The following is a 22,787-nucleotide window of genomic DNA, read 5'->3' as shown; positions in this document are numbered from 1 at the left end:
TAATGATGTAAAGAAGGGGTGTATGGAATTTGAATCATTTAAAAATCCTTGGAATTAAATTTGGTGCGGTACTTTTTACTGTCTTTGCTCTCTACAGTGTATTTCAAGAGACGAGTCTTATGGATATTATTCTGATTAGCCTATTTACTACAATTGTTTCTTATCTCATTGGAGATTTATTTATTTTAAGATATGCAGGAAATATTAATGCGACGATATCAGACTTTGGGTTAGCCTTTGTGCTATTACTTATTTTCAGCTATGTGTTCATAGGATATGATATTCCATTGATTACATTGGCATTATTAGGTTCTTTTTTTATCTCTTGTTGTGAGCCTTTTTTACATGGATATATAGTGAATAAAATCCCCCCAGCAGTTAGGAGGGATCACCGAACATTAAATCAACTACAGACTGAAATTGCAGATGAACCCGATATTTATAAGCTAAAAAAGGAATAAATAGTTGGGAAGACGCGATTCGTATTGGGGATACTTGACATTCGTAAGGAAGCACTTTATATTTAAGTTTAATATAAGAAATATGGAAACGTTGAAAAGGATTAGTACAATTTAAACAGTCTATTCAGAGAGGAAATGGTTGGTGAGAATTTCCATAGACAAGAATTGGAACCTGCCTTGGAGTTCGCCATCGGATGATACGTCATGAAGATGTGCGCGGTCATTGACCGTTATCAAGTCAAGTGTACTACCGGTCTATCGGTAGTAAACAAGGGTGGTACCACCAATCCTCGGTCCCTTATGTGGATTCCGAGGTTTTTTTGTGTTCTCAAAAATAAATTTATTTAAAGAGGTGCTGTTCATGAGCAAGAAAAATAAGGAGTTTGTTGAAAAAATTACAGCCATGGAGGATGACTTTGCCCAGTGGTATACCGATGTGGTGAAGCAAGCAGAATTAGTAGAATATGGTCAAGTAAGAGGAACCATGATTATTAAGCCATATGGCTATGCTATCTGGGAAAATATTAAAAATGAGTTAGATCGTATGATTAAGGAAACCGGTCACTCCAATGTTGCGTTTCCATTATTTATTCCAGAGAGCCTACTACAAAAGGAGGCAGATCACGTAGAAGGATTCGCACCTGAAGTAGCTTGGGTTACTCATGGTGGCAATGAAGAATTAGTGGAAAGAATTGCAGTTCGTCCTACATCAGAGGTTCTTTTCTGTGATTATTATTCCAAAAACATTCATTCTTATCGTGACTTACCGAAGCTATACAACCAATGGGCAAATGTAGTCCGTTGGGAAAAGACGACCCGTCCATTTTTACGTTCTTCTGAGTTCCATTGGCAGGAAGGACATACAGCACATGCAACAGATGAGGATGCGAAACAGGAAACAGATCGTATGTTGAATGTTTATGCCGATTTAGTTGAGCACTACTTAGCTATTCCAGTACTTCGTGGTCGTAAAACCGATAAAGAGAAATTCGCTGGCGCTAAGTATACTTTAACAATTGAAGCACTAATGCATGATGGAAAAGCGCTACAATCTGGAACATCCCATCATTTTGGAACAGGTTTTGCAGAAGCATTTAATATTACGTACCTTGATGAAAATGGAAAGAGCCAATTTGTTCATCAAACCTCTTGGGGAGTTTCTACTAGAATCATGGGTGCGTTAATTATGGTACACGGTGATAATCGTGGCTTGGTAGTGCCACCAAGAATTGCACCAATTCAAGCTATGATTGTACCTATTGCACAGCACAAAGAGGGAGTTCTCGATAAGGCATATGAATTACGTGACCAGTTGAAATCCCTGGTACGGGTTGATATTGATGCAAGTGATAAGATGCCAGGATGGAAATTTAATGAGTATGAAATGAAAGGTATTCCAGTTCGTATTGAAATGGGACCAAAAGATATTGAAAATAAGCAGGTTGTATTAGTTCGCAGGGATACTGGCGAAAAAGAATTTGTTGCACTAGATGACTTACAAGAACGATTACCAGCTTTACTTGAGGAAGTTCAGCAAAATCTTTATGATAAAGCATTGACACACCGCAATGAAATGACTAGAGAAGCTAAGAATATGGATGAATTCAAACAGGCAGTCGAAAAAGGTGGATTTATCAAGGCAATGTGGTGTGGTGACCTTGCATGTGAGGAAAAAATTAAAGAAGAAACAACTGCAACCTCTCGTTGCATACCGTTCGAACAAGAAAAGATTGCTAATAGCTGTGTCTGCTGTGGAAAAGAAGCAAAAGAGATGGTGTATTGGGCAAGAGCATATTAATTCGTGGATAGATGAGGGCCTAGTTTTTTTACTAGGGCCCTCTTTTTTATGGAATTAGAGCTGTCGGGTGAATTCGATATTTTTTCAAAAAAAAATGTTGAATATTTATTGAAATAATGTTATAAATATACACATGAGTTAATAAATATGCATAAAAGGAGTATACTATGAAAAATTTGTTGAAAAAGGAATTACATAAAATAGAAAATGATTTATGGTCAATTGCTAACAAGATGTATGAAAATCCAGAATTAGGTGACCAGGAATTTGAATCTATGAAACTACTTGTTGATTTATTAAGTAAGCATGAATTTGAAGTAGAGGTGGGCATAGTAGGAAGACCTACAGCATTTCGAGCAGAATACCATAGTGATAAGCCTGGCCCAAAGGTAGCCTTTCTAGCCGAATATGATGCCTTACCGGTTGTAGGTCATGGATGTGGACACAATTTGATTGGCACGATAAGCGCCGGTGCAGGGATAACCTTGAGTAAAATAATCCAGGAAATTGGTGGGAGTGTTGTCGTACTAGGAACCCCGGCAGAGGAAACAAATGGTGCAAAGGTGCCTATGAGTGAAAAGGGGATATTTAATGATATCGATGTTGCTATGATACTTCATCCGGGTGATCAATCCCATATTAGTGGAGATTCCTTAGCAATGGATGCTATTCAATTTGCTTATACTGGAAAAACCTCACATGCTGCTGCTTCACCTGAGGAAGGAATTAATGCACTTGATAGTGTTATTCAATTATTTAATGGTATCAATGCATTAAGGCAGCACCTATTACCTGATGTACGAATTCATGGAATTATCTCTGAGGGTGGGAAAGCTGCTAATGTTGTACCAGATTATGCAGTTGGACAATTTTATATACGTGCAAGAGAACGTTTCTATTTAAACCAAGTAGTAGAAAAAGTGAAAGCTATTGCTGAAGGTGCAGCATGTATGACTGGTGCAACACTAGAAATTTCCAATTATGAGCTAAGCTATGATGAAATGAAAACGAATCAAGCATTATCAGCTGCTTTTACTAATAACTTAGAACAGACTAGTAAACTACCAATATTGTCTGCAAAAGAATCCTATGGATCAATTGATATGGGAAATGTCAGTCAAGTTGTTCCAGCAATTCATCCGTATATTGGAATGAATAAACCAGGACTAATTGCACATACAAAGGAGTTTGCCAATCAAACGATAACAGAAGATGGCTTTGAGGCATTGAGGTCAGGTGCCCTCGCATTAGCATATACAGGCTTTGATGTGATTACAGATACGAAGTTATATGAATCGATACAAGCTGAATTTAAAGGTAAGAAGTAATTTTTATACACAAAAATGAATATTTATTTAATTGCAATTATATTTATAAGGGAGAGTTCAACATGAAAAAAGCGAAAATAGGAATTTTATTTATCTTATTACTGAGTCTATTAGCTGCCTGTAGCTCTGGAGAGGCAAATTCAATGGATAAAGAAGGAAAAAAAATATTAAAGGTTGCAACCTCAGCTGACTTCCCACCCTTTGAATCCTTTGATGACAAGGGTAATATTATTGGCTTTGACGCCGATTTAGCAAAGAAAATTGCTGATGAATTAGGTTATGAAATAAAGATTGAAGATATGGAATTTGATGGTTTGATAGGTTCCTTACAGTCTAAGAGAGTAGATATGGTGCTTTCTGGTATGAGTGCAACAAAGGATAGACGCAAGAATGTAGACTTTTCTGAGTCATATCATCATTCAGGAGAAATGTTTATTACGAAGGCTGAGGACGCGTTTCAGGATTTAGAAAGCTTAAGAGGGAAAATAGTTGGTGTACAGCTTGGAACAATTCAAGAGGAAGGTGCAGAGAAATTAGCCGCAGAGTATGATTTTGAAATAAAGAAAATAGATAATGCTAGTATTCTTATTCAGGAACTAAATACGAATCGTATTGATGTTGCTTATATGGATAAGACTGTTGCGATAGGTTATATCAAATCACAAGGCTTTGTTGGCTTTGATGATCCAACAACTAGCTCACCAGGTATGGCAATAGCGTTTCCAAAGGGAAGTGAATTAGCTGCTGATGTTAACAAAATACTGAAGAAGCTTGAAGAAGATGGAACTATACAGGAACTAAAGGATAAATGGTTATCAGAATATGAATAACTCTATTGCTAGAAGGTGAGGTGTGAGGGCATGAATTTGGACTTTAGCCAAATCGTGCCTTCAATTCCTTTTATTTTAGAAGGAATTGGAGCAACGTTAAAATTTGTCAGTGTATCCATCCTATTAGGTTTAATTTTAGGAACAATATTTGCATTATGTAAAATTAGTAATAAAAAATGGTTAAAGTGGCCTGCAGATGCTTATACTTCGATCTTTCGTGGTACACCATTAATCTTACAATTGATGATTATTCATTATGCAGTGCCACAGCTATTTCAATATGATATTCCAGTGTTTTTAAGTGCTGTATTAGCTTTTGGCTTGAATTCGGCTGCTTATGTATCGGAGATCATTCGTGCGGGAATTATGGCTGTCGATAAAGGACAGGTTGAAGCGGCTGAAGCATTAGGGGTTGCTTATAGACCAATGATGCTGAATATTATTCTGCCCCAGGCAATTAAGAACATCTTGCCTGCATTGATGAATGAATTTATTTCCTTAACAAAGGAGTCGGCATTAGTTTCAACAATCGGCTATCTAGACATTATGCGAAGAGCAGAGATAGTTGGTTCGCAATTATATCGTAATTTCGAACCGTTACTGTTTGCCGGTCTAATTTATTGGGTGATGGTTTTTATTCTATCTACTATTGGTAGATGGGTTGAACGGAGGATGAGGCATAGTGATTAAGATAAATAATCTTTCTAAAAGCTTTAGTGATAACTTAGTTTTAGAAAATATTACAACAACGATTGAACATGGAGAAGTTGTGGCAGTGATTGGTCCATCAGGTTCAGGGAAATCTACCTTTCTGCGCTGTATAAATTTACTGGAATCCCCGTCAAGTGGTCAAATTTTATTACATGAAATGGACATTACCAAACCCAAGATAAATAAACTTGAGATCCGGAAGAATATTGGAATGGTTTTTCAACATTTTCATTTGTTTCCCCACATGACAGCATTTGAAAATGTTATGTACGCTCCAATGAAGGTAAAGCATCAGAAGAGAGGGGAAGCAGAGAAAATTGCAAAGGAATTATTGATTAAAGTTGGTTTAACAGAGAAAATGGACACCTATCCAAACCGCTTATCCGGTGGTCAGAAACAGCGTGTGGCGATTGCTAGGGCACTTGCCATGGAACCAGAAATCATGTTATTTGATGAGCCGACTTCTGCACTAGATCCAGAGATGGTTAAGGAAGTCTTGGATGTAATGAAGGATCTGGCTAAAAGTGGAATGACTATGGTTGTTGTGACTCATGAGATGAATTTTGCAAAGGAAGTGGCAGATAGAATTATCTTTATGGATGGTGGACAACTGATTGAAGAAGGAGAGCCAATATCCTTTTTCGATAATCCACAAACAAAGCGAGCAGGAGACTTCTTAGCAAAGGTTCTTTGATAAAAAAACTCGATGGCTTTCCATCGAGTTTTTTTTATTGGAGAAGGTGTTCAATATCCTTTTCAATTTTGTCTGGAGTGGTTTGTGGTGAATACCGTTTTATTACACTTCCGTTTTGGTCAACCAGAAACTTCGTGAAATTCCATTTGATTTCCTTCGTTACAAACCCTTTTGCTTCTTCTGTTAGAAATTTGAATAGGGGATGTGCATTTGACCCCTTCACGTCTATCTTTTGGAACATCTGAAAGGTAACACCATAATTTACTTTACAGAAGCCATCAATCTCTTCATTCGTTCCAGGGTCCTGATTCCCAAATTGATTACAAGGGAAACCAAGGACTTCAAATTCTTTACCATGATATGTTTCATATAGCTTTTGTAAACCATCTAATTGGGGTGTAAACCCACATTTACTTGCTGTATTTACAATTAATAGTACCTTTCCCTTGTATTGGGATAGATGAATGGTTTCTCCTTTAATTGATCCAACGGAAAAATCATGTACATTCATTAATAATTCCCCCTTTCCACTTGAGAATAGCATAAATTATCACAGGAAACTATTAAATGCTCAAATGTCTACTCGGAAACAATCATACGAAAATGGCCATAAAAAACTGCACCTCCAATTGTTATTTTTGTCTAACAATTGGGGTGCAGTTCAATGATGATCGTCTTTTTTTTCTTACGCTTCTTGAGCAACTTGATTTTCTTTAGCAATAACATCTAATCGATGTTGAATTTCTTCTTGTGAAAGGTTGTGTTCTTTAATATATAAGTTACGTGGGTGTACACGACATTCGTGTGAGCATCCGCGCATATATTTATGTTCATTCTCTTCTGAGCAGAGTATTTGTCGATTACATTCTGGATTTGCACAATTTACATAACGCTCGCAAGGTTTGCCATCAAAGAAGTCTTTCCCTACAACAACATGTTCCTTACGATTTATTGGTACAGAGATGCGCTCATCAAATACATAACATTGTCCATCCCATAGCTCACCCTGTACTTCTGGGTCTTTACCATAGGTTACAATTCCCCCATGAAGCTGTGCAACATCTTCAAATCCTTGCTTAATCATCCAGCCAGTGAATTTCTCACAGCGAATTCCACCAGTACAGTACATCAAAATCTTTTTACCTTCAATCAAATGTTTGTTTTTTTGTACCCATTCTGGTAAATCACGGAAATTATCAATATCCGGGTTAAGTGCGCCACGGAAATGTCCTAATTCATATTCATAGTCGTTACGTGTATCAAAAATAACGACGTCATCACGTTGCATTGCTTCATACCATTCCTTCGGAGATAAAAACTCACCAGTTAATTCCTTAGGATCAACATTCTCTTCTTCATCCAAACGAAGGGTTACAAGCTCTTTACGTGGTCTAACATGCATTTTCTTAAATGCATGACCATCACTTTCATCTACCTTGAAAACTAAATCAGCAAAGCGAGGGTCGTTGTGCATCATTTCCATATACTTCGTGGTAGCCTCGACAGTACCAGAAACAGTACCATTGATTCCCTCTTTCGCTACTAGAATTCTACCCTTTAAACCAGCGTCTTTACAAAAAGCTAAATGCTCTTTTGCAAAGATTTCAGGATCCTCGATGTCTACATACTTGTAGTACAATAATACTCGATATTTTTCCATTTCATTACCACCTATCATTCATATTTGCAAGATATAAATGTTGGTAGTCGTTATTTACTTTTTTATAATCTTGCAAGAGTATAGTTTAACAAGTTTTTACCAAAAATTCAACAGGATAATGTTAGTAGATAGGAAGAGAATAGTAACTTTTCGAAGTGTTTTAGAAGGGAAAGAAACGATAATAGGACATTTTGCTTTCGGGTATATTAAGAGGGTAGGATATCATGAAAAAGAGGAGGCAGCAGCCGTGACTCAGCGTAATACTGGAAGGGAAACGACTCCCCATTCTGATGGAAAACGGGAAAGCATTATTAATTCTTCTGCAGGAGTTCAATTTGGTATAAAATCTAACGTACAGCATGATGAGAACTCTTCCTCTCATCAGAAAACAAAAGATGATCAGTTAATGCGTTTTGAAAAGCTAATGAGAGGTACCCCAGTTAATCACAAGGAAAAAAAATAAAGTTGCTTGGTCACTCTACGAAGACCAAGCAATATTAAAGCTTCTGGAAGAGATTATTAAAATATTTCCCGCTTTGCAGCATCTTAGCCCCGTACCAAAACATTTCCCCATCAACTAATAAAGGTGTAACATTCGGTAGTAACTCTAACCATTCCTTCAGGTGTTTTTCACGAAACGGATACGGTTCTGTAGCTAACAGGACGTAGTCTAGATTTTCCTTTAGAAAGTCCTGTTCAAAGACGGTTGGATATCGTCCGTCATATAAAGTAAATGGGTTAATAAGGCCCATTTTGTCGAGTAAGGATTGAATATATGTATCTCTGCCGACGACCATATAGGGATTTTTCCAAATAACGTATGCGGCCCGTTTGTTATGAACATGAGGTAAATTTTGTAATACGTTTTGGATTTGTTTAGTTAAATTATTAGCTTTAATCTTTGTGTCCGTTAACAACCCTAAATCTTCGATCATACGAAAAACATCTAACGTATTTTGTACCTCAAATACAAAAACTGGATAATACCTTTCCAGTGTCTCTACGATTTCTTTTGTATTTTCCTCTTTCTCAGCAATAATAAGATCTGGTTTTACTTCATGGATACGATCAATATTAATATCCTTTGTGCCGCCAATATTTTTAGCAAGGAGCACTTTATCTTTAGGGTGAATACAAAACCTTGTTCTTCCGACAATCTCATCTTCAAGTCCCAAATAATACATGGTTTCAGTGATTGCTGGAACAAGAGAGACAATTCGTTTAGGTGGATAATCGAATTGAATTGTTCTTCCGAGGTTGTCAGTAAAGGTTTGCATGTCAGTTCCCCCTTATAAAAACCAATAATTGTTATTAGTTTAGTTTACCCTACTGGAGATTACCTGTCATTTCCAAAAGTAAAGCAGAATATTACAAATAAGTTATATTTGTAACACGGAATTTAATTTTTTTCTTAAATATATCTGAGATACTTGCTTTTTTCTTCTTAAACAGGTACATTATAAATAGCAAAAGGAAATTGAAGTTTGTAATACTTTACGATCTCTTTATCAGAGTTTGGGTAAAAGTATTAATGATTCAATTATACTTTGCAAGCTATTGATAAGGAGGTCATATAAATGACTGGTAAAGTAAAATGGTTTAACGCAGAAAAAGGTTTCGGTTTCATCGAGCGCGAAGACGGTGACGATGTATTCGTACACTTCTCAGCAATCCAAACTGATGGTTTCAAAACTCTTGAAGAAGGTCAAGACGTTGAATTTGAAATCGTTGAAGGTAACCGTGGACCACAAGCAGCTAACGTTGTTAAACTATAATTAAACCACAACCACAAGGCTTATCTCATCTGAGATAAGCCTTTTTATGTCTTACACACCATATTTTTACGATTCTTGTGAAGTTTTACTTTATCTTATATTAGGAGGTAGTTTCATGAGTAAGTTTGATTGGGTAAAGAAAGCAAAAACGCAATGGGATCAAACAGCGGAGTTCTGGAGTGAACGCAGTAAACAGATGTGGGATAAGGGAAGCCGGAAAGAAATTATTCCTTTTTTAGATAAACATCTAAATCAAGGCGCAAAAATATTGGATGTTGGCTGTGGTGATGGTTATGGTACATATAAATTACACTCACTAGGCTATCAGGTTATGGGAATTGATTTATCAGAGGAAATGATTGTAAAGGCAAAGGAACGATTACAAGCCATTCCATTTCAGCAGGCAGATGTAGTCGATTTACCAATAGAATCGCATTCCTTTGATGGTGTCTTATGTATCAATGTTCTTGAATGGGTGGAAGTGCCATCACTTGCCCTAACGGAAATTCGTAGGATATTGAAACCCAGTGGATTACTTTGTGTTGGAATTTTAGGTCCAACTGCCGGGCCAAGAGGTAATGACTATCGAAAGGTGTACGGTGAACATACAATTTGTAATTCGATGATGCCTTGGGAGTTTCTTCAGCTTGCTAAGGAAATGGATTTTCAAGTGGTTGATGGCTTCGGAGTGTATAAAGAAGGAGTTAAAAAACAACATCATGAAGGATTATCACAAGAATTAAAACAAGCGTTGAGCTTCATGTGGATTTTTTTACTTCAAAAAGTAGGTGACTAAAATGGATAAAAAAGCAATGGAAGATTATATTATTGAAAAATATCAGCACGATGAAAAAATGATGATATTAGTTTTTGCACAGTGGTGTATCAATCGTGATTTAGACCCAATGGAACTATATCACGCTGCATATCCTAGTCAGGGAAAAAATAAGGTGTTGGAAGAAATGATGGAATTAACCGTTCCCAAAAAGGATTCTGAAGAAATAGCAGATGAGACAGTGTTAGCGGTACTTCAGCTTTTCGGGAACGATAGCCTAGCATTTGTCGTTCAACAAATAATTGATAACCAGAAGAATAATTAAAGTGTAGCTGCAAATAATTTAATCAATGCTTGTGTTCCACTATCAGCTTCACCTTTCTCGGCAAGCTCTTGGTAGAGCTTAAGTGATAATTCTAAGCCTGGAGTTGATAATCCTAGTTCCTTTGCTGATTCAATTGCAATGGTCATATCCTTGATGAAATGCTTCACATAAAAGCCAGGTGCAAAATCTCCCTCAATCATACGGGGTGCAAGCTTGGATAAAGAGAAGCTCCCAGCTGCGCCAGTCGTAATACTGTCTAAAACTCTTACTGGGTCAAGTCCAGCTTTTTTCGCATAGGCAATAGCTTCACAGACACCAATCATATTGGAGGCAATTGCTATCTGGTTACTTAGCTTTGTATGTTGTCCTGCACCAGCCTTTCCTTGAAGGATAATGTTGCTACCCATCACTTCAAATATCGGGAAAACTGTATCAAAGGCTTCCTGTTCTCCTCCAACCATAATGGCAAGTGTACCATTTTTCGCACCAATGTCTCCTCCTGAAACGGGAGCATCTAGCGAGTATAAGCCCTTTTCTTTTGCTTTCTTAAAAATCTGCATTGCTAAAGACGGCTTTGAGGTTGTCATATCTATTAGGTATGCACCCTTTTTCGCGTTTTCAATAATTCCACCGCTTCCTAGATATACTTCCTCTACATCCTTTGGATATCCAACAATGGAAATAATAACATTCGCTTCTTGAGAAAGCTCTTTAATGCTATCCTTCCATACCGCTCCATTGTTCAATAATTCCTGAGCTTTTTCTTTTGTACGATTAAAAACATGAACAGAATAACCAGCCTTTAGCAAATTCAGGGCCATACTTTTTCCCATTACACCTGTTCCTATAAAGCCGATTTTTGTATTTTGTGTTAGCATTATGTAGCACTTCCTTCCTGATTCTACTATATAATTATTTTCAACATTATAAAAGCAAATTTGCAATTGGAGTGATAGTGCATGCATTGGCAGTTGAAAAGCTTTAATGAATTGACCGTCCAAGAATTATACGGAATTTTAAAGGCTAGAACAGATATATTTGTTGTTGAACAAGAATGTCCATATCCAGAGTTAGATAATTATGACCAAAAATCATTACATTATTATTTAACGGTTGAGGGGGAGATTGCTGCATATGTTCGACTTCTCCCTAAAGGACTTGTCTATAAGGAGACTCCAGCCATTGGGAGGGTCCTGGTAGTAGAAAAGTTTAGATCACGTGGCTATGCTCGAGAAATCATGGAAAATGCACTCCATATTATTGATGAAAAGTGGCAAGAAAGCAGTGTTAGAATTCAAGCACAGGCTTATTTAAAAGGATTTTATGAATCCTTGGGGTTTCAGCAAATCTCTTCCGAATATTTGGAGGATGGTATTCCACATATTGACATGTTGTTAGAAGGAAATTAAAGAATCAATATAATTCTATTACACATAGTAAGATTAGCTACCTTTTATCACAGGTTCAGGGGAAGTAAAACCCCAACGAATAAGGAGGCTAATACATGTTATCGAATGAACAGAAAAGTGAGTGTAAAAATGCATTGCTACTGAGGCAAAATGAATTAATTGAACACGTTCAGGATCATTTTGGTCTAAATTATGAATTAATAAAGGAATCGATGAGTGAGCTATCCAATTACGATAATCATCCAGCTGACCATGGAACCGAGCTTTATGAACGAGAGAAGGATATAGCACTTAATGAGCATGCTGAAAAGGAATTAGAAGAAATAAATAAAGCATTGCACGCCATTGAGGAAGGAACGTATGGGATTTGTAAGGAGTGTGGAATGGACATTCCTTTTGAGCGACTACAAGCAGTGCCTACGACTGATCGTTGTATAAACCACGCAAACAATATTACGTTTGAGCGAAATAGAACGGTTGAAGAGGAAGTATTCAGTCCGAATATTAACCCTGATGAGGCTACCGATGAGACTCAGGTAGGCTACGATGCAGAAGATGCTTGGCAGGAAGTAAGTAGGTATGGTACTTCTGAAACAGGTTCAGACCTATATGGAGATCAGGAAAATTATGATGAGATGTACCCAAACAGCGACGAAAATATTAACAGTGTAGAGGATATAGAGGAATTTGTTGCTGCTGATGAACGGGGGTATTTTACTGGAGTAACACCAAATCATAACCGCTATGAGAATGAGTTAGAGGAATAAATTGTACACAGCCATTTTAGCTATGGCTGTGTTATTTTTTGAAACATTATAGTTAGGTAAACCGTAATAAAATGAAGGAGCGTGATGAAGATGAGTGAGAATAGAGGCTGTATGAAATGTGGTAGTATGGATGCTTCAAAGAAAGAAGTAGCGATGACAGGAACAGGGCTATCAAAAATGTTTGATATCCAGCATAATCAATTTGTTGTTGTCTATTGTAATAACTGTGGATATTCCGAGTTCTATAATAAAAATAGCTCAGCCGGAATGAATATACTTGATTTATTTTTAGGTTAATAAAAAAGCGGGAACCCGTAAACGAATTAAGTTTGGTCCCGCTTCTGTAATAATTTACTTATCTTAGAAAGTAGAAGACATCTCTCATAAATGCACCGATTAAAGAATTTGCCACAAGGAAGATAAATAAGAAGGATACAAAATACTGACCAAGTAATGTATAAATTCGATCTAATCCAGTAGCCTCTTTTTCATATAATATACAAGCTGGTATTGCAAATATAGGTCCCATAATACTAATGGTAAAGAGAATTGTAGGTAAAAATGGTAAATGTCCAATCGACAGTACAGCACCTACTAAATATAGAAGGGCATATGGTAATAAATACGCTCCGTACTTACCAATTACGTCTAAATATGTAAAATCTACTTTAGTAATTTTAGCTGCTACATAGGTTAATGAAGCAATGCCGGCTAATAAAATGATAACTAATAATAATGGCATAAATAATTCATAAAATATAGATGGTGCAGGCATGAACCATGTACTTCTTGCAATAAAAGCATGTGGTAAGAAGAGTGTAAATGCAACAATTAATGCGAAAGCAACAATTGTAATAAGTGATGAAAATAAATCTTTATGGTTTGCCTTTCGCGCCATAGTTGGTTGCTTTACTAATGTAAGGAAAAAGTGTCCAAAGTTAGCAAAAACTAAAGTAAGCTGATCTGTGAAATCCGATTTGTTCTCTTGCTTCTTCGTTTGTTCTTTTTGAGATTGATTAGAATTCGTATGGAGAGCAGTTAGGAAACCCGTTGAATCATTTAATTCAACTTGTTCGTTAACACTTTCAGTCTGCTCTATCTCCATTGATTCATATGGAACCGTTTCTTCAACTTTCGGCTGTTCTTGTACCAGTTCGCTATGCTCCAGCAATCCCCCACAGTTGGAACAGAACCTGCCGCTCTCTGATTCATGGCCACAATGCTGACATTTCATACTAACACTCCTTTAAATCATACAGTTAAATCATATTATATATAATATCGATAAAAAAGAGCAATGAATAAAAAATAGGAAGGGGGGGATGTCCCTTCCTATTTAGATTAATCGTTTCTTTGTGTCAGCTTAAGTTCAATAATCTGTTTTTTACCATTACGATAGATCTCTAGTTTTATGGAATCTCCTACTTGCGTTTTTGTATACATATATTTTCTTAGCTCTAATGCTGAAGGAGTATCATGACCGTCTATTTTAGTAATGACATCAAATTGCTGTAAGCCTGCCTTATCAGCTGGTGAGCCTGCCTCTACACTTGCAACCACCATACCATCCTCTACTTCTTCAGGGAGGATGATGTTGTGACGGTATTGCATTGGTACTTGATTAATGGAGGCCATGCTAATTCCGATAAATGGTCGCTCTACTTTGCCATTTGATTCTAATTGTTCAATAATAGGAAGTGCTGCGTCTATCGGGATTGCAAACCCAATTCCTTCTACCTGTGTCATAGCAATTTTCATAGAGTTGATTCCAATAACCTTACCACTAGAATCTACTAGGGCACCACCGCTGTTACCAGGATTAATAGCGGCGTCTGTTTGAATAACCTCAGTAACCCAATCTTCTGCACCATCTCCATCCGTATCCATTGATACAGAGCGATTTAATCCGCTTATAATACCTTTTGTTAAGGAATTAGCAAACTCCATACCAAGTGGGTTTCCGATGGCATACACGGTTTCTCCAACTTGTTTTCCATCTGTCGTGCCAAGTGTTGCAACTCGGTCGATTTTGCTACCGTCAATTTCAAGTACTGCTAAATCAGATAAGTCATCAGAGCCAAGAACCTTTGCTTTCATTCGTTCATCATTGGATAAGACAACCTCAACCTCTTCTGCTCCTGCTACAACATGATGATTTGTAATGACATAAGCCTTGCCATTTTCTTTTTTATAAATAATACCCGAACCAGTTCCGGTCTCCTCACTTTGCGTCCAAATACTTTGTCTCTTCATATTTGAAACACCAACAACTGCTTCGGAAACCTCGGCCAAATTAGTAGATGCATCTGCATCATCTGTAGCCATTGTTGTCACTACATTTTGCTTATTCGTATCACTTTTATCAGCTATAGCTCCTCCTGATGTATCATTCTCGAAAGTTGGGATGAGATTATTCATGATTAGTATTAACACAATTACTGCAGGTATTAGCCCCCCTAACATACCGGCAAAAAATGCCCGTATGCTTGATGGGCTTTTTCCTTTAACTCTTTTCTCTTTAACGACTTTATTTGGTTTTGTTAAGCCAGGATCCTCACTTTCTTCTGAAAGATTGGTTATTGCTTCAGAAGTTGAAGTACTATCATTTTGAGTTGTTTCCATTGTATCGTCGTTTCGCTCATTATATTCCATACGATTCTTCCTTTCATAAAAGGTTATTTATAGCATATCCTAAAGCCTCGGAATAGCTTTGGTATAAATGTGGAATAAGTGTGGAATTAAGGGAAATATATTGTTTCCTAACTTATTTTTTGTGAAAATAGAAGCAAAGAAAATAGCAAAGCGGTGAGATGTATGAATTATCATATTGCTGTTATTGAGGATGACCCTAACATTCAAAATATTATTTCTGCCTTCTTAAAAAAAGAGGGCTATCAGGTTTCTGTAGTAGAAAGTGCTGAAAAAGGTCTATCACTTTGGAAAACGAATCCACCTGATATGTGGATTGTAGATATAATGCTTCCCGGTATAGACGGTTATGAATTTTGTAGGCTGGTACGAAATGAAAGTGATGTTCCAATCATTATTGTATCTGCTAAGGATGAAGAGATTGATAAGATTCTAGGGCTTGAATTAGGTGGAGATGATTACTTAACGAAACCATTTAGTCCTCGGGAGCTTATCGCCAGAGTGAAAAGAGTATTTAAACGATATCGTCCAGACGAAGTGAAACAGGAAATTACAGAACAGGTTGTAGTGGATGGACTCGTTATTAATAAGAGTGACCGTAGGGTCTTTTGGAATGGAATAGAACAAGATGTAACCACGAAAGAATTTGATATGTTAATTCTGTTTGCTGAAAATGTAAATCGAGCTTTTTCCCGTGAAGAATTATTGATGAAGGTTTGGGGGGAAGACTACTTTGGTAGTGACCGGGCGGTAGATGATTTAGTGAAAAGAATTCGAAAAAAATTTCAAGAATTACCACTAGAAACGGTATGGGGGTATGGTTACCGTTTACGAGATAAAGAGGAATCATGATGAAACTTCAATATCAATTAAATGCTGCCTTTACTGCTTTACTATTAATAATTATGGCTGTCACAGGCTATGTGATATACTCACTAATTTTGAATTTATTAATTCAGGATGAACAGAGACAGCTGGAACAAAAAGGTGAGATTTTAGTTAACGTTTTAGACGATGCATTTATTTCAAGACAGAATCTCATTGGCTTTAATGAGTTTCTACAGGACCAGGATTTACAATTGTTTTTATATGATAGGGAACAAAATACAGTACTATACTCCACTTTACCAAAGCAAATAGTAACCGGATTATTCATGAATAATGATTTTTCGAATAACGATGAGGAGCTTTGGGAATATGGGAAGGAGAAGTATGTAACTTCTAGAATTTTATTTGTCCCGAAAAGTCTTGGGTTAGAATTAATTCTCTTAACCCCACTTGGCGATCTTCAGGTGGTTCAACATAATTTTATTCAACGAATGCTAATTGTATTTGCTGTTGGAGCAGTAGTGGTTATTGTTCTTAGCTATTTTTTAACGAATAAGCTTGTGACCCCGCTAACTAGGCTTAACTATCAGTTAAAGAAAATTGAAAAGCGGAAATTTGACGAAATTGAACCGATTCAAGCGACTGGTGAAATAAAGGAAGTGGCGCAAAGCTTTTATGATATGGCAAATGAACTACAGCGCTACATCAACACACAGCAAACCTTCTTTCAAAATGCTAGTCATGAATTAAAAACACCTCTTATGACTATTCAAGGATATGCAGAAGGAATTAGGGAGAAGGTATTTGATGAGAAGGAAGAAGAAAAAGGTCTTGAGGTCATTGTTACGGAGGTTAGCCGCTTAAAGAAAATCATTAATGAAATGATTTTACTTGCTAAATTGGAGAGTGAGGAGGTCACCTATCAAAAAGAATTATTCGGAGTAAATTCTTTGTTTGATAAGGTAATGGAACGTGCATTACCATTAGCTACAGAAAAAGAAATGGACTTGAAGCGGAATATAGATGACACGATACAAATATATGGAGATGAGGAAAGGCTGTTACAAGCACTATTAAATCTCACCTTTAATGCACTCCGACATGGAAATAAACAGCTTCTTTTGACAGCTAGGCAGGAAGATAATCATGTGATAATGACTATTGAAGATGATGGAGAAGGGATTGAGGATGAGCTCAGACCGCATATTTTTCATCGATTTGTGAAAGGTAAGAATGGGGAGACAGGTCTTGGACTGGCAATTTCTAGAGCAATTGTTGAGCAATTTGATGGAAAAATTGAAGCAGGAAAATCCACGTTAGGTGGAGCGAAGTTTACGCTAACTTTTCCAATCACACTCAGTAAATAAAAACAAGACAAAAAAGACATATTATGATATAATTGTCTAGTTTGATTCTACTCGGAAATAAGAGGAGCGTACTTTATGCAATTTAGAGAAGATGTTCGTAATATCGCAATTATCGCTCACGTAGACCACGGAAAGACTACCTTAGTGGACCAATTACTAAAATACTCTGGTACTTTTCGTGAAAATGAGCATGTAGATGAGCGTGCCATGGACTCAAATGATATTGAGCGTGAACGAGGAATTACCATTTTAGCAAAAAACACAGCCATTAGCTATAACGATACAAGAATAAATATTTTAGATACACCTGGACACGCTGATTTTGGCGGTGAGGTAGAACGGATAATGAAAATGGTTGATGGTGTTGCTCTAGTGGTTGACTCCTATGAAGGGACTATGCCACAAACACGGTTTGTATTAAAAAAAGCCTTAGAGCAAAAATTAACACCAATAGTCGTTTTAAATAAAATAGACCGTCCAAATGCTAGACCAGAGGAAGTAGTGGATGAAGTACTTGATTTATTTATTGAGCTAGGAGCAGATGATGAACAGCTAGAGTTTCCAGTTGTGTATGCATCTGCATTAAATGGTACTTCTGGATATGAGCCAGATGAACAAAAAGAAACAATGGATCCTATCTTTGAAACCATCATTAAACATATTCCAGCACCAATTGATAACCGTCAGGAACCATTACAATTTCAAGTTACTTTGCTTGATTACAATGATTATGTTGGGCGTATTGGAATTGGGCGTGTTGTTCGTGGGAAGATCCATGTTGGCCAACAAGTAGTAGTCCTCAAAAAGGACGGCTCACAAAAATCATTCCGAATTAGTAAATTATTTGGTTTCTTTGGCTTAAAGCGATTAGAAATTGAAGAAGCATCTGCTGGGGATATTGTAGCTATTTCTGGTCTAGATGATATTAACGTGGGAGAAACAATCTGTCCACAGGATCATCCGGATGCATTACCATTATTGCATATTGATGAGCCAACCCTGCAAATGACTTTTGTTGTTAATAATAGTCCTTTTGCTGGCAGAGAAGGAAAGTACATTACTTCTCGTAAAATTGAAGAGCGTCTAATGAAACAGTTAGAGACAGATGTAAGTTTACGTGTTGATCCAACGGAATCACCAGATGCTTGGGTCGTATCGGGACGTGGCGAATTACACTTATCCATTTTAATTGAAAACATGCGTAGAGAGGGCTATGAATTACAGCTTTCCAAACCAAAGGTTATTCTAAAAGAAATTGATGGTGTTTTATGTGAGCCGGTTGAACGTGTTCAAGTTGATGTACCAGAGGAACATACTGGAGCTGTCATGGAATCACTTGGTCAACGTAAAGGTGAAATGTTGGATATGGTGAACTTTGGTAATGGACAAGTTCGCTTAGAATTCAAGGTTCCTTCCCGTGGATTAATTGGGTATACAACTGAATTCATGTCAGAAACTCGTGGATATGGTATTTTAAACCATACTTTTGAAGCGTACGAGCCAGTAATTAAGGGACAAGTTGGTGGAAGAAGACAGGGTGTACTTGTAGCACTGGAAAATGGAAAAGCGTCAACTTATGGAATTATGGGTCTAGAGGATCGCGGTATTATTTTTGTTGAACCAGGTACTGAGGTTTATGCAGGTATGATTGTTGGTGAACATAACCGTGAAAATGACTTAACAGTTAATATTACAAAGGAAAAGCATTTAACAAACGTTCGTTCTGCAACGAAAGACCAGACAGCAGTTATTCGCAAAACACGGAGCATGTCGTTGGAAGAAGCGCTCGAATATTTAAATGAAGATGAATACTGTGAAGTAACACCAGAATCCATTCGCTTACGTAAGAAAATTTTAAATAAAAATGAACGTGAAAAAGCAGCAAAACGTGCTAAAATGATTTAGAAAGATCTTGGAGGAAGTATCCTCCAAGATTTTTTTTTGTATTCAATAGGTTATTCACTTATAAAAATTCCTAAATTGCATTAGAATGAAGATAATAAACTAATTGTTAGGAGTTGATTTGTATACGAATTCTTTATCCCCTTATTGCCCTAGTTACCCTCATTCTAACTGGTTGCTCACCGGCGCAAAATACGCTTACTGGTTCCAAAGAACAAGCAATGAATAATAGCGAGCAGATAAAATATGAGATAATTGCTACAAATCTTCAAGTGCCTTGGGAAATTGTGAAGATTGGAGAGAAATTGTATATTAGTGAGCGAACAGGTTTTATTGTGGAAATCGAAGAACAAAAGATAAATCGAAAGCGGGTTCAATTAGAGAAAGATTTATCTAATCAACCTGAAGCAGGTTTATTAGGTATATCATTTCCAGAAGGCTTTACTGATACAGCATATGCCTACTACTCCTATGTAGAACGTGGTCATTATTTCCAACGAGTTGTGGAAATAAAGCAAACAAATGATTCGTGGAAGGAAACGGCAACATTACTTGATCAAATACCAGGAGGTAAGTTTCACCAAGGTGGAAGAATAGAGATAGGACCTGACAAGAGACTTTACATTACAACTGGTGATGCTACTGTTCCTGAATTAGCTCAGGATATAAATAGTTTAGCTGGAAAAATTCTAAGAATGAACCTTGATGGTAGTATTCCAGATGATAATCCATTTGAAAACAGCTATGTATATTCTTATGGTCACCGAAATCCACAAGGTCTAGCTTGGGATAATGAAGGCCAATTATATGCTACGGAACATGGTGCCAGTGCTCATGACGAAATTAATCGGATACAAAAAGGGAAAAACTACGGTTGGCCAACTATTCAAGGTGATGAACGACGGGAAGGAATGGAGGCTCCTATTATTCATTCAGGTGAGACGACATGGGCGCCATCAGGAATGACCTTTTTAGCAGGGAAGTTCTATTTTGCTTCTTTACGTGGAGAGGGGATTCGAGAATTTGATCCAATTGCGAAGACAGAACAACTAATCATTTCCGATGTAGGACGAGTTCGAGATGTACTATCTACTCCAGAAGGACTTTATGCAATCACAAATAATACGGACGGAAGAGGAAATCCAACTAATCAAGATGATATATTACTTTTTATTCCGATAAATAGCCTTAAATAGTAGCTTTATCAGTACCAAACAAAAAAAGGAAGTAAGCCTCTCAGGTTTACTTCCTTCTTTTCGGAGTTTTCTCATCAGGAATATATTTCGTAAAATAAGCTGCGAAGATGAGGCATATTAAAGTTAGCCCCCATGAGGCAGCTCCAGTCCATTGGGAATCAATTCGTAATCCCAAGACTAATATTACTACACTTATGGCAATGAAAACTGCCGTTAAATATCGCTTCATGTTAACACCTCAAAGGAGATATCTTGATTCACAAGTAAAATAGGACGAAGCTTTATTTTATCTCGCTTGAATACCACATAGCTACTTGTCTTTTGATTTTTAATGTAGAATACATCCCTTATAATACTCTTTAAACGAAAAATATGGGAATAAGAATCCTACAGATTATAGATTCACTTTATTATATACTACTTTATCAAACGTGTGTGAGTAGTATTTCCTATCATTTTGGACCTATTACTCCTCGATTAGTGTCTTTGGCTTTCTAGCCAAGCATAGGATACCGGCAATTAGGAATAAGATTCCACTTAGTATACCTCCACCAAGTGTTACGATGACATAAATGACTCCAGTTGCAATAAAAATAATACCTGCAGCGATTGGATTTTTATTACCCTTTAGTAATACCATGGCTACAATACCTAAAATGATTGCTAATATCGGCATGATAACAAGTAATGGTCCGCCACCTGCCAAATTTAAATTAAATGCTTCCTGGATGATATCCATATCATCCGCTGTGAATTCCATCTCGTTTTGGTTTTCGGTAATAAAATCATAAAGATAATCCTTGTTATTCTCCATCCAAAGACGTAATGCTCCAATTAAGACAGAGAATACATAAAAAACAGTTCCGATAATACCGAGTGTTACTTCAGCTGTTCGTTTCATACCATTTCCCCCTAAATTATTTTGATACTTTACATACGATTTTACCTTATTTTGGTTTCAATTATAAGTATATTTTCACCAACCCTCAAATTTATAGAATTGTATGAAAATACTTCGTATAATGGGAGGAAAGGGTAGGAGTGATGAAATGCGAGAAGTTGTAATCATAGATGGCGTTCGTACAGCGGTGGGTCGTAAAGGAGGTGCGCTAGCTAATGTTCGTTCAGACGACTTGGCAGCACTTACGTTAGAGGCATTAATCGATCGAACAAATTTAGATATAAGTGAAGTGGAGGACGTTATATTAGGGTGTGTCACACAGATGAATGAGCAGGGAGGAAATATAGCAAGGACAGCTGCTTTAATTGCAGGTTTTCCAATAACAGTTCCTGGTGTTACTATTGATCGTCAATGTGGTTCAAGTCAGCAGGCAATACATTTTGGTTCGCAAGCGATTGCGGCAGGTGATATGGATGTCGTGATTGCTGGTGGTGTAGAAAGTATGTCTCGCTCACCGATGTTTGCGAACATGGGCACAAGCAAACCAAGTCCGAGACTTATGAGTAAATATGAAATTGTTAATCAAGGTGTTTCCGCTGAAAAGATTGCTGATAAATGGGGATTTACAAGAGAGGAATTAGATTTGTATTCCTTAAAAAGCCATGAAAAATCATTAAAAGCATTAAGGGAAGGGCGATTTAATGCTGAAATAGTGCCTATAAGCATGGACAATGAGGAGGGTGTTAACCTTATTTTTTCAGAAGATGAGGGACCTAGAATGAATACTTCTTTCGATGCTCTCGCTCAGTTAAAATCGGTATTTCAGGAAAATGGAAAAATAACAGCAGGAAACTCGAGTCAGATGAGTGACGGTGCAAGTGCGGTATTGCTAATGTCGAGAGAGAAGGCAAAGGAATTAGGTTTAAAGCCAAAGGCAAGAATTGTTGCAAGATCTGTTATCGGTTCGGATCCGACTCTTATGCTAACAGGACCGATAGAGGCGACAAAGCTAGTGTTACGGAAAGCAGGGCTTACGATTACAGATATGGATTGCTACGAAGTAAACGAAGCATTTGCACCAGTGCCGATGGCATGGTTGACAGAAATAGGGGCAGACCCCGATAAGCTAAATGTAAATGGTGGAGCAATTGCACTTGGGCACCCACTAGGTGCGACTGGTACAAAGTTAATGACGACCTTGCTATATGAATTAGAACGGATAAATGGGAGATATGGTTTATTAGCTATATGTGAGGGAATGGGAATGGCAAATGCGACGATAATCGAACGGATCAATTAAGTATAAACGACCACTCAAGGATAAGGGTGGTCGTTTTCTAATGAATGTAGAAAAGGTACTTATGCATATTAATATTACTGGTGTTGGACTTGCTGTAGAAATTTGAGGATT

26 protein-coding genes and 1 other annotated feature are annotated in these 22,787 nt (G+C 37.1%); of the genes, 18 read left to right on the top strand and 8 right to left on the bottom strand.

The features are described 5' to 3' along the window. Window positions 1-29: 29 nt before the first annotated feature. From KI338_RS08970 to KI338_RS08945, 6 genes are all read left to right on the top strand, one after another. Window positions 30-461: a DUF2512 family protein gene (locus KI338_RS08970; RefSeq protein ID WP_212920675.1), complete on the top strand. Its 432-nt coding sequence runs from the start codon at window positions 30-32 to the stop codon at window positions 459-461. Window positions 462-543: 82 nt separating this feature from the next. After that, window positions 544-763: a binding site (T-box leader), on the top strand. Window positions 764-822: 59 nt separating this feature from the next. Beyond that, complete coding sequence (proS, locus tag KI338_RS08965; RefSeq protein WP_212920674.1) at window positions 823-2,259, top strand: proline--tRNA ligase; 1,437 nt, start codon at window positions 823-825, stop codon at window positions 2,257-2,259. Between the two features lie 167 nt (window positions 2,260-2,426). After that, on the top strand, window positions 2,427-3,587 hold the full coding sequence (locus KI338_RS08960; RefSeq protein ID WP_212920673.1) for a M20 family metallopeptidase: 1,161 nt from the start codon (window positions 2,427-2,429) through the stop codon (window positions 3,585-3,587). Window positions 3,588-3,649: 62 nt separating this feature from the next. Further along, window positions 3,650-4,417: a substrate-binding periplasmic protein gene (locus KI338_RS08955; RefSeq protein ID WP_212920672.1), complete on the top strand. Its 768-nt coding sequence runs from the start codon at window positions 3,650-3,652 to the stop codon at window positions 4,415-4,417. A gap of 30 nt (window positions 4,418-4,447) precedes the next feature. Then, window positions 4,448-5,107 (top strand): amino acid ABC transporter permease, encoded by a 660-nt coding sequence (locus KI338_RS08950; protein WP_212920671.1) that lies wholly within the window; start codon window positions 4,448-4,450, stop codon window positions 5,105-5,107. Continuing rightward, window positions 5,100-5,822 carry an amino acid ABC transporter ATP-binding protein gene (locus tag KI338_RS08945; RefSeq protein ID WP_212920670.1) on the top strand — a complete coding sequence of 241 codons (723 nt, stop codon included), beginning with the start codon at window positions 5,100-5,102 and terminating at the stop codon, window positions 5,820-5,822. Before KI338_RS08950 ends, KI338_RS08945 begins: the two co-directional genes overlap by 8 nt. 34 nt (window positions 5,823-5,856) lie before the next feature. Here KI338_RS08945 and KI338_RS08940 read toward each other — a convergent pair whose 3' ends face one another. Together KI338_RS08940 and trhO are read right to left on the bottom strand one after the other, a co-directional pair. Next, window positions 5,857-6,333, bottom strand: a complete 477-nt coding sequence (locus KI338_RS08940) for a glutathione peroxidase (protein WP_212920669.1) — start codon at window positions 6,331-6,333, stop codon at window positions 5,857-5,859. 174 nt (window positions 6,334-6,507) lie between these two features. Continuing rightward, a complete protein-coding gene (gene trhO / locus KI338_RS08935) occupies window positions 6,508-7,482 on the bottom strand; it encodes an oxygen-dependent tRNA uridine(34) hydroxylase TrhO (RefSeq protein WP_212920668.1) in 975 nt (324 codons plus the stop codon). 247 nt (window positions 7,483-7,729) lie between these two features. Between trhO and KI338_RS08930 the strand changes: the two genes are divergently transcribed. Beyond that, the gene (locus KI338_RS08930; RefSeq protein WP_212920667.1) at window positions 7,730-7,945 is read left to right on the top strand and encodes a hypothetical protein; all 216 of its coding nucleotides are present in this window, start codon (window positions 7,730-7,732) and stop codon (window positions 7,943-7,945) included. A gap of 34 nt (window positions 7,946-7,979) precedes the next feature. Here the strand turns inward: KI338_RS08930 and KI338_RS08925 are convergent, their stop codons facing one another. Then, entirely contained in the window at window positions 7,980-8,759 is a 780-nt protein-coding gene (locus KI338_RS08925) for a helical backbone metal receptor (RefSeq protein ID WP_212920666.1), read from the bottom strand. Window positions 8,760-9,059: 300 nt separating this feature from the next. Here KI338_RS08925 and cspD point away from each other — a divergent pair, with 300 nt between their 5' ends. From cspD to yxiS, 3 genes are all read left to right on the top strand, one after another. After that, a complete protein-coding gene (gene cspD / locus KI338_RS08920; protein WP_188385451.1) occupies window positions 9,060-9,257 on the top strand; it encodes a cold-shock protein CspD in 198 nt (65 codons plus the stop codon). A 115-nt stretch (window positions 9,258-9,372) separates the two neighbouring features. Then, complete coding sequence (locus KI338_RS08915; RefSeq protein ID WP_212920665.1) at window positions 9,373-10,053, top strand: class I SAM-dependent methyltransferase; 681 nt, start codon at window positions 9,373-9,375, stop codon at window positions 10,051-10,053. 1 nt (window position 10,054) lies between these two features. Next, a complete protein-coding gene (gene yxiS, locus KI338_RS08910; protein ID WP_212920664.1) occupies window positions 10,055-10,357 on the top strand; it encodes a protein YxiS in 303 nt (100 codons plus the stop codon). Here yxiS and KI338_RS08905 read toward each other — a convergent pair. Then, on the bottom strand, window positions 10,354-11,322 hold the full coding sequence (locus tag KI338_RS08905; protein WP_212920663.1) for an NAD(P)-dependent oxidoreductase: 969 nt from the start codon (window positions 11,320-11,322) through the stop codon (window positions 10,354-10,356). The two genes, yxiS and KI338_RS08905, sit on opposite strands and share 4 nt — an antisense overlap. On the opposite strand from KI338_RS08905, the gene KI338_RS08900 reads away from it, so the two are divergent. The 3 genes from KI338_RS08900 (at window position 11,317) to KI338_RS08890 (ending at window position 12,830) form a co-directional block, all read left to right on the top strand. After that, on the top strand, window positions 11,317-11,766 hold the full coding sequence (locus tag KI338_RS08900; protein WP_212920662.1) for a GNAT family N-acetyltransferase: 450 nt from the start codon (window positions 11,317-11,319) through the stop codon (window positions 11,764-11,766). The genes KI338_RS08905 and KI338_RS08900 overlap by 6 nt on opposite strands. 95 nt (window positions 11,767-11,861) lie before the next feature. Beyond that, on the top strand, window positions 11,862-12,533 hold the full coding sequence (locus tag KI338_RS08895; protein ID WP_212920661.1) for a TraR/DksA C4-type zinc finger protein: 672 nt from the start codon (window positions 11,862-11,864) through the stop codon (window positions 12,531-12,533). 90 nt (window positions 12,534-12,623) lie between these two features. Beyond that, complete coding sequence (locus tag KI338_RS08890; RefSeq protein WP_212920660.1) at window positions 12,624-12,830, top strand: zinc ribbon domain-containing protein; 207 nt, start codon at window positions 12,624-12,626, stop codon at window positions 12,828-12,830. 58 nt (window positions 12,831-12,888) lie between these two features. Here KI338_RS08890 and KI338_RS08885 read toward each other — a convergent pair whose 3' ends face one another. Both KI338_RS08885 and KI338_RS08880 read right to left on the bottom strand, forming a co-directional pair. Next, a complete protein-coding gene (locus KI338_RS08885; protein ID WP_212920659.1) occupies window positions 12,889-13,767 on the bottom strand; it encodes a zinc ribbon domain-containing protein in 879 nt (292 codons plus the stop codon). A 107-nt stretch (window positions 13,768-13,874) separates the two neighbouring features. Further along, window positions 13,875-15,185 (bottom strand): S1C family serine protease, encoded by a 1,311-nt coding sequence (locus KI338_RS08880; protein ID WP_244853512.1) that lies wholly within the window; start codon window positions 15,183-15,185, stop codon window positions 13,875-13,877. 162 nt (window positions 15,186-15,347) lie between these two features. Here KI338_RS08880 and KI338_RS08875 point away from each other — a divergent pair, with 162 nt between their 5' ends. The 4 genes from KI338_RS08875 to KI338_RS08860 all read left to right on the top strand — a co-directional run bounded on the left by KI338_RS08875 (window position 15,348) and on the right by KI338_RS08860 (window position 20,475). After that, a complete protein-coding gene (locus tag KI338_RS08875; protein WP_212920658.1) occupies window positions 15,348-16,034 on the top strand; it encodes a response regulator transcription factor in 687 nt (228 codons plus the stop codon). Then, complete coding sequence (locus KI338_RS08870; RefSeq protein ID WP_306345305.1) at window positions 16,031-17,377, top strand: sensor histidine kinase; 1,347 nt, start codon at window positions 16,031-16,033, stop codon at window positions 17,375-17,377. Before KI338_RS08875 ends, KI338_RS08870 begins: the two co-directional genes overlap by 4 nt. 75 nt (window positions 17,378-17,452) lie before the next feature. Then, on the top strand, window positions 17,453-19,282 hold the full coding sequence (typA, locus tag KI338_RS08865; protein ID WP_212920657.1) for a translational GTPase TypA: 1,830 nt from the start codon (window positions 17,453-17,455) through the stop codon (window positions 19,280-19,282). A gap of 122 nt (window positions 19,283-19,404) precedes the next feature. Beyond that, window positions 19,405-20,475 carry a PQQ-dependent sugar dehydrogenase gene (locus KI338_RS08860; protein ID WP_212920955.1) on the top strand — a complete coding sequence of 357 codons (1,071 nt, stop codon included), beginning with the start codon at window positions 19,405-19,407 and terminating at the stop codon, window positions 20,473-20,475. A gap of 46 nt (window positions 20,476-20,521) precedes the next feature. Here KI338_RS08860 and KI338_RS08855 read toward each other — a convergent pair whose 3' ends face one another. Together KI338_RS08855 and KI338_RS08850 are read right to left on the bottom strand one after the other, a co-directional pair. Continuing rightward, a complete protein-coding gene (locus KI338_RS08855) occupies window positions 20,522-20,704 on the bottom strand; it encodes a hypothetical protein (protein WP_212920656.1) in 183 nt (60 codons plus the stop codon). Window positions 20,705-20,941: 237 nt separating this feature from the next. After that, on the bottom strand, window positions 20,942-21,376 hold the full coding sequence (locus tag KI338_RS08850) for a DUF4064 domain-containing protein (RefSeq protein ID WP_212920655.1): 435 nt from the start codon (window positions 21,374-21,376) through the stop codon (window positions 20,942-20,944). Between the two features lie 148 nt (window positions 21,377-21,524). Between KI338_RS08850 and KI338_RS08845 the strand changes: the two genes are divergently transcribed. Then, window positions 21,525-22,676 (top strand): thiolase family protein, encoded by a 1,152-nt coding sequence (locus KI338_RS08845; protein ID WP_212920654.1) that lies wholly within the window; start codon window positions 21,525-21,527, stop codon window positions 22,674-22,676. The last annotated feature ends 111 nt before the right edge of the window (window positions 22,677-22,787 follow it).

It is taken from the genome of Ornithinibacillus bavariensis (assembly GCF_018333235.1).
GTDB lineage: Bacteria > Bacillota > Bacilli > Bacillales > Amphibacillaceae > Ornithinibacillus > Ornithinibacillus bavariensis.
Note: the sequence above shows the minus strand (reverse complement) of the source record. Positions and strands in the feature narration are given on the sequence as shown.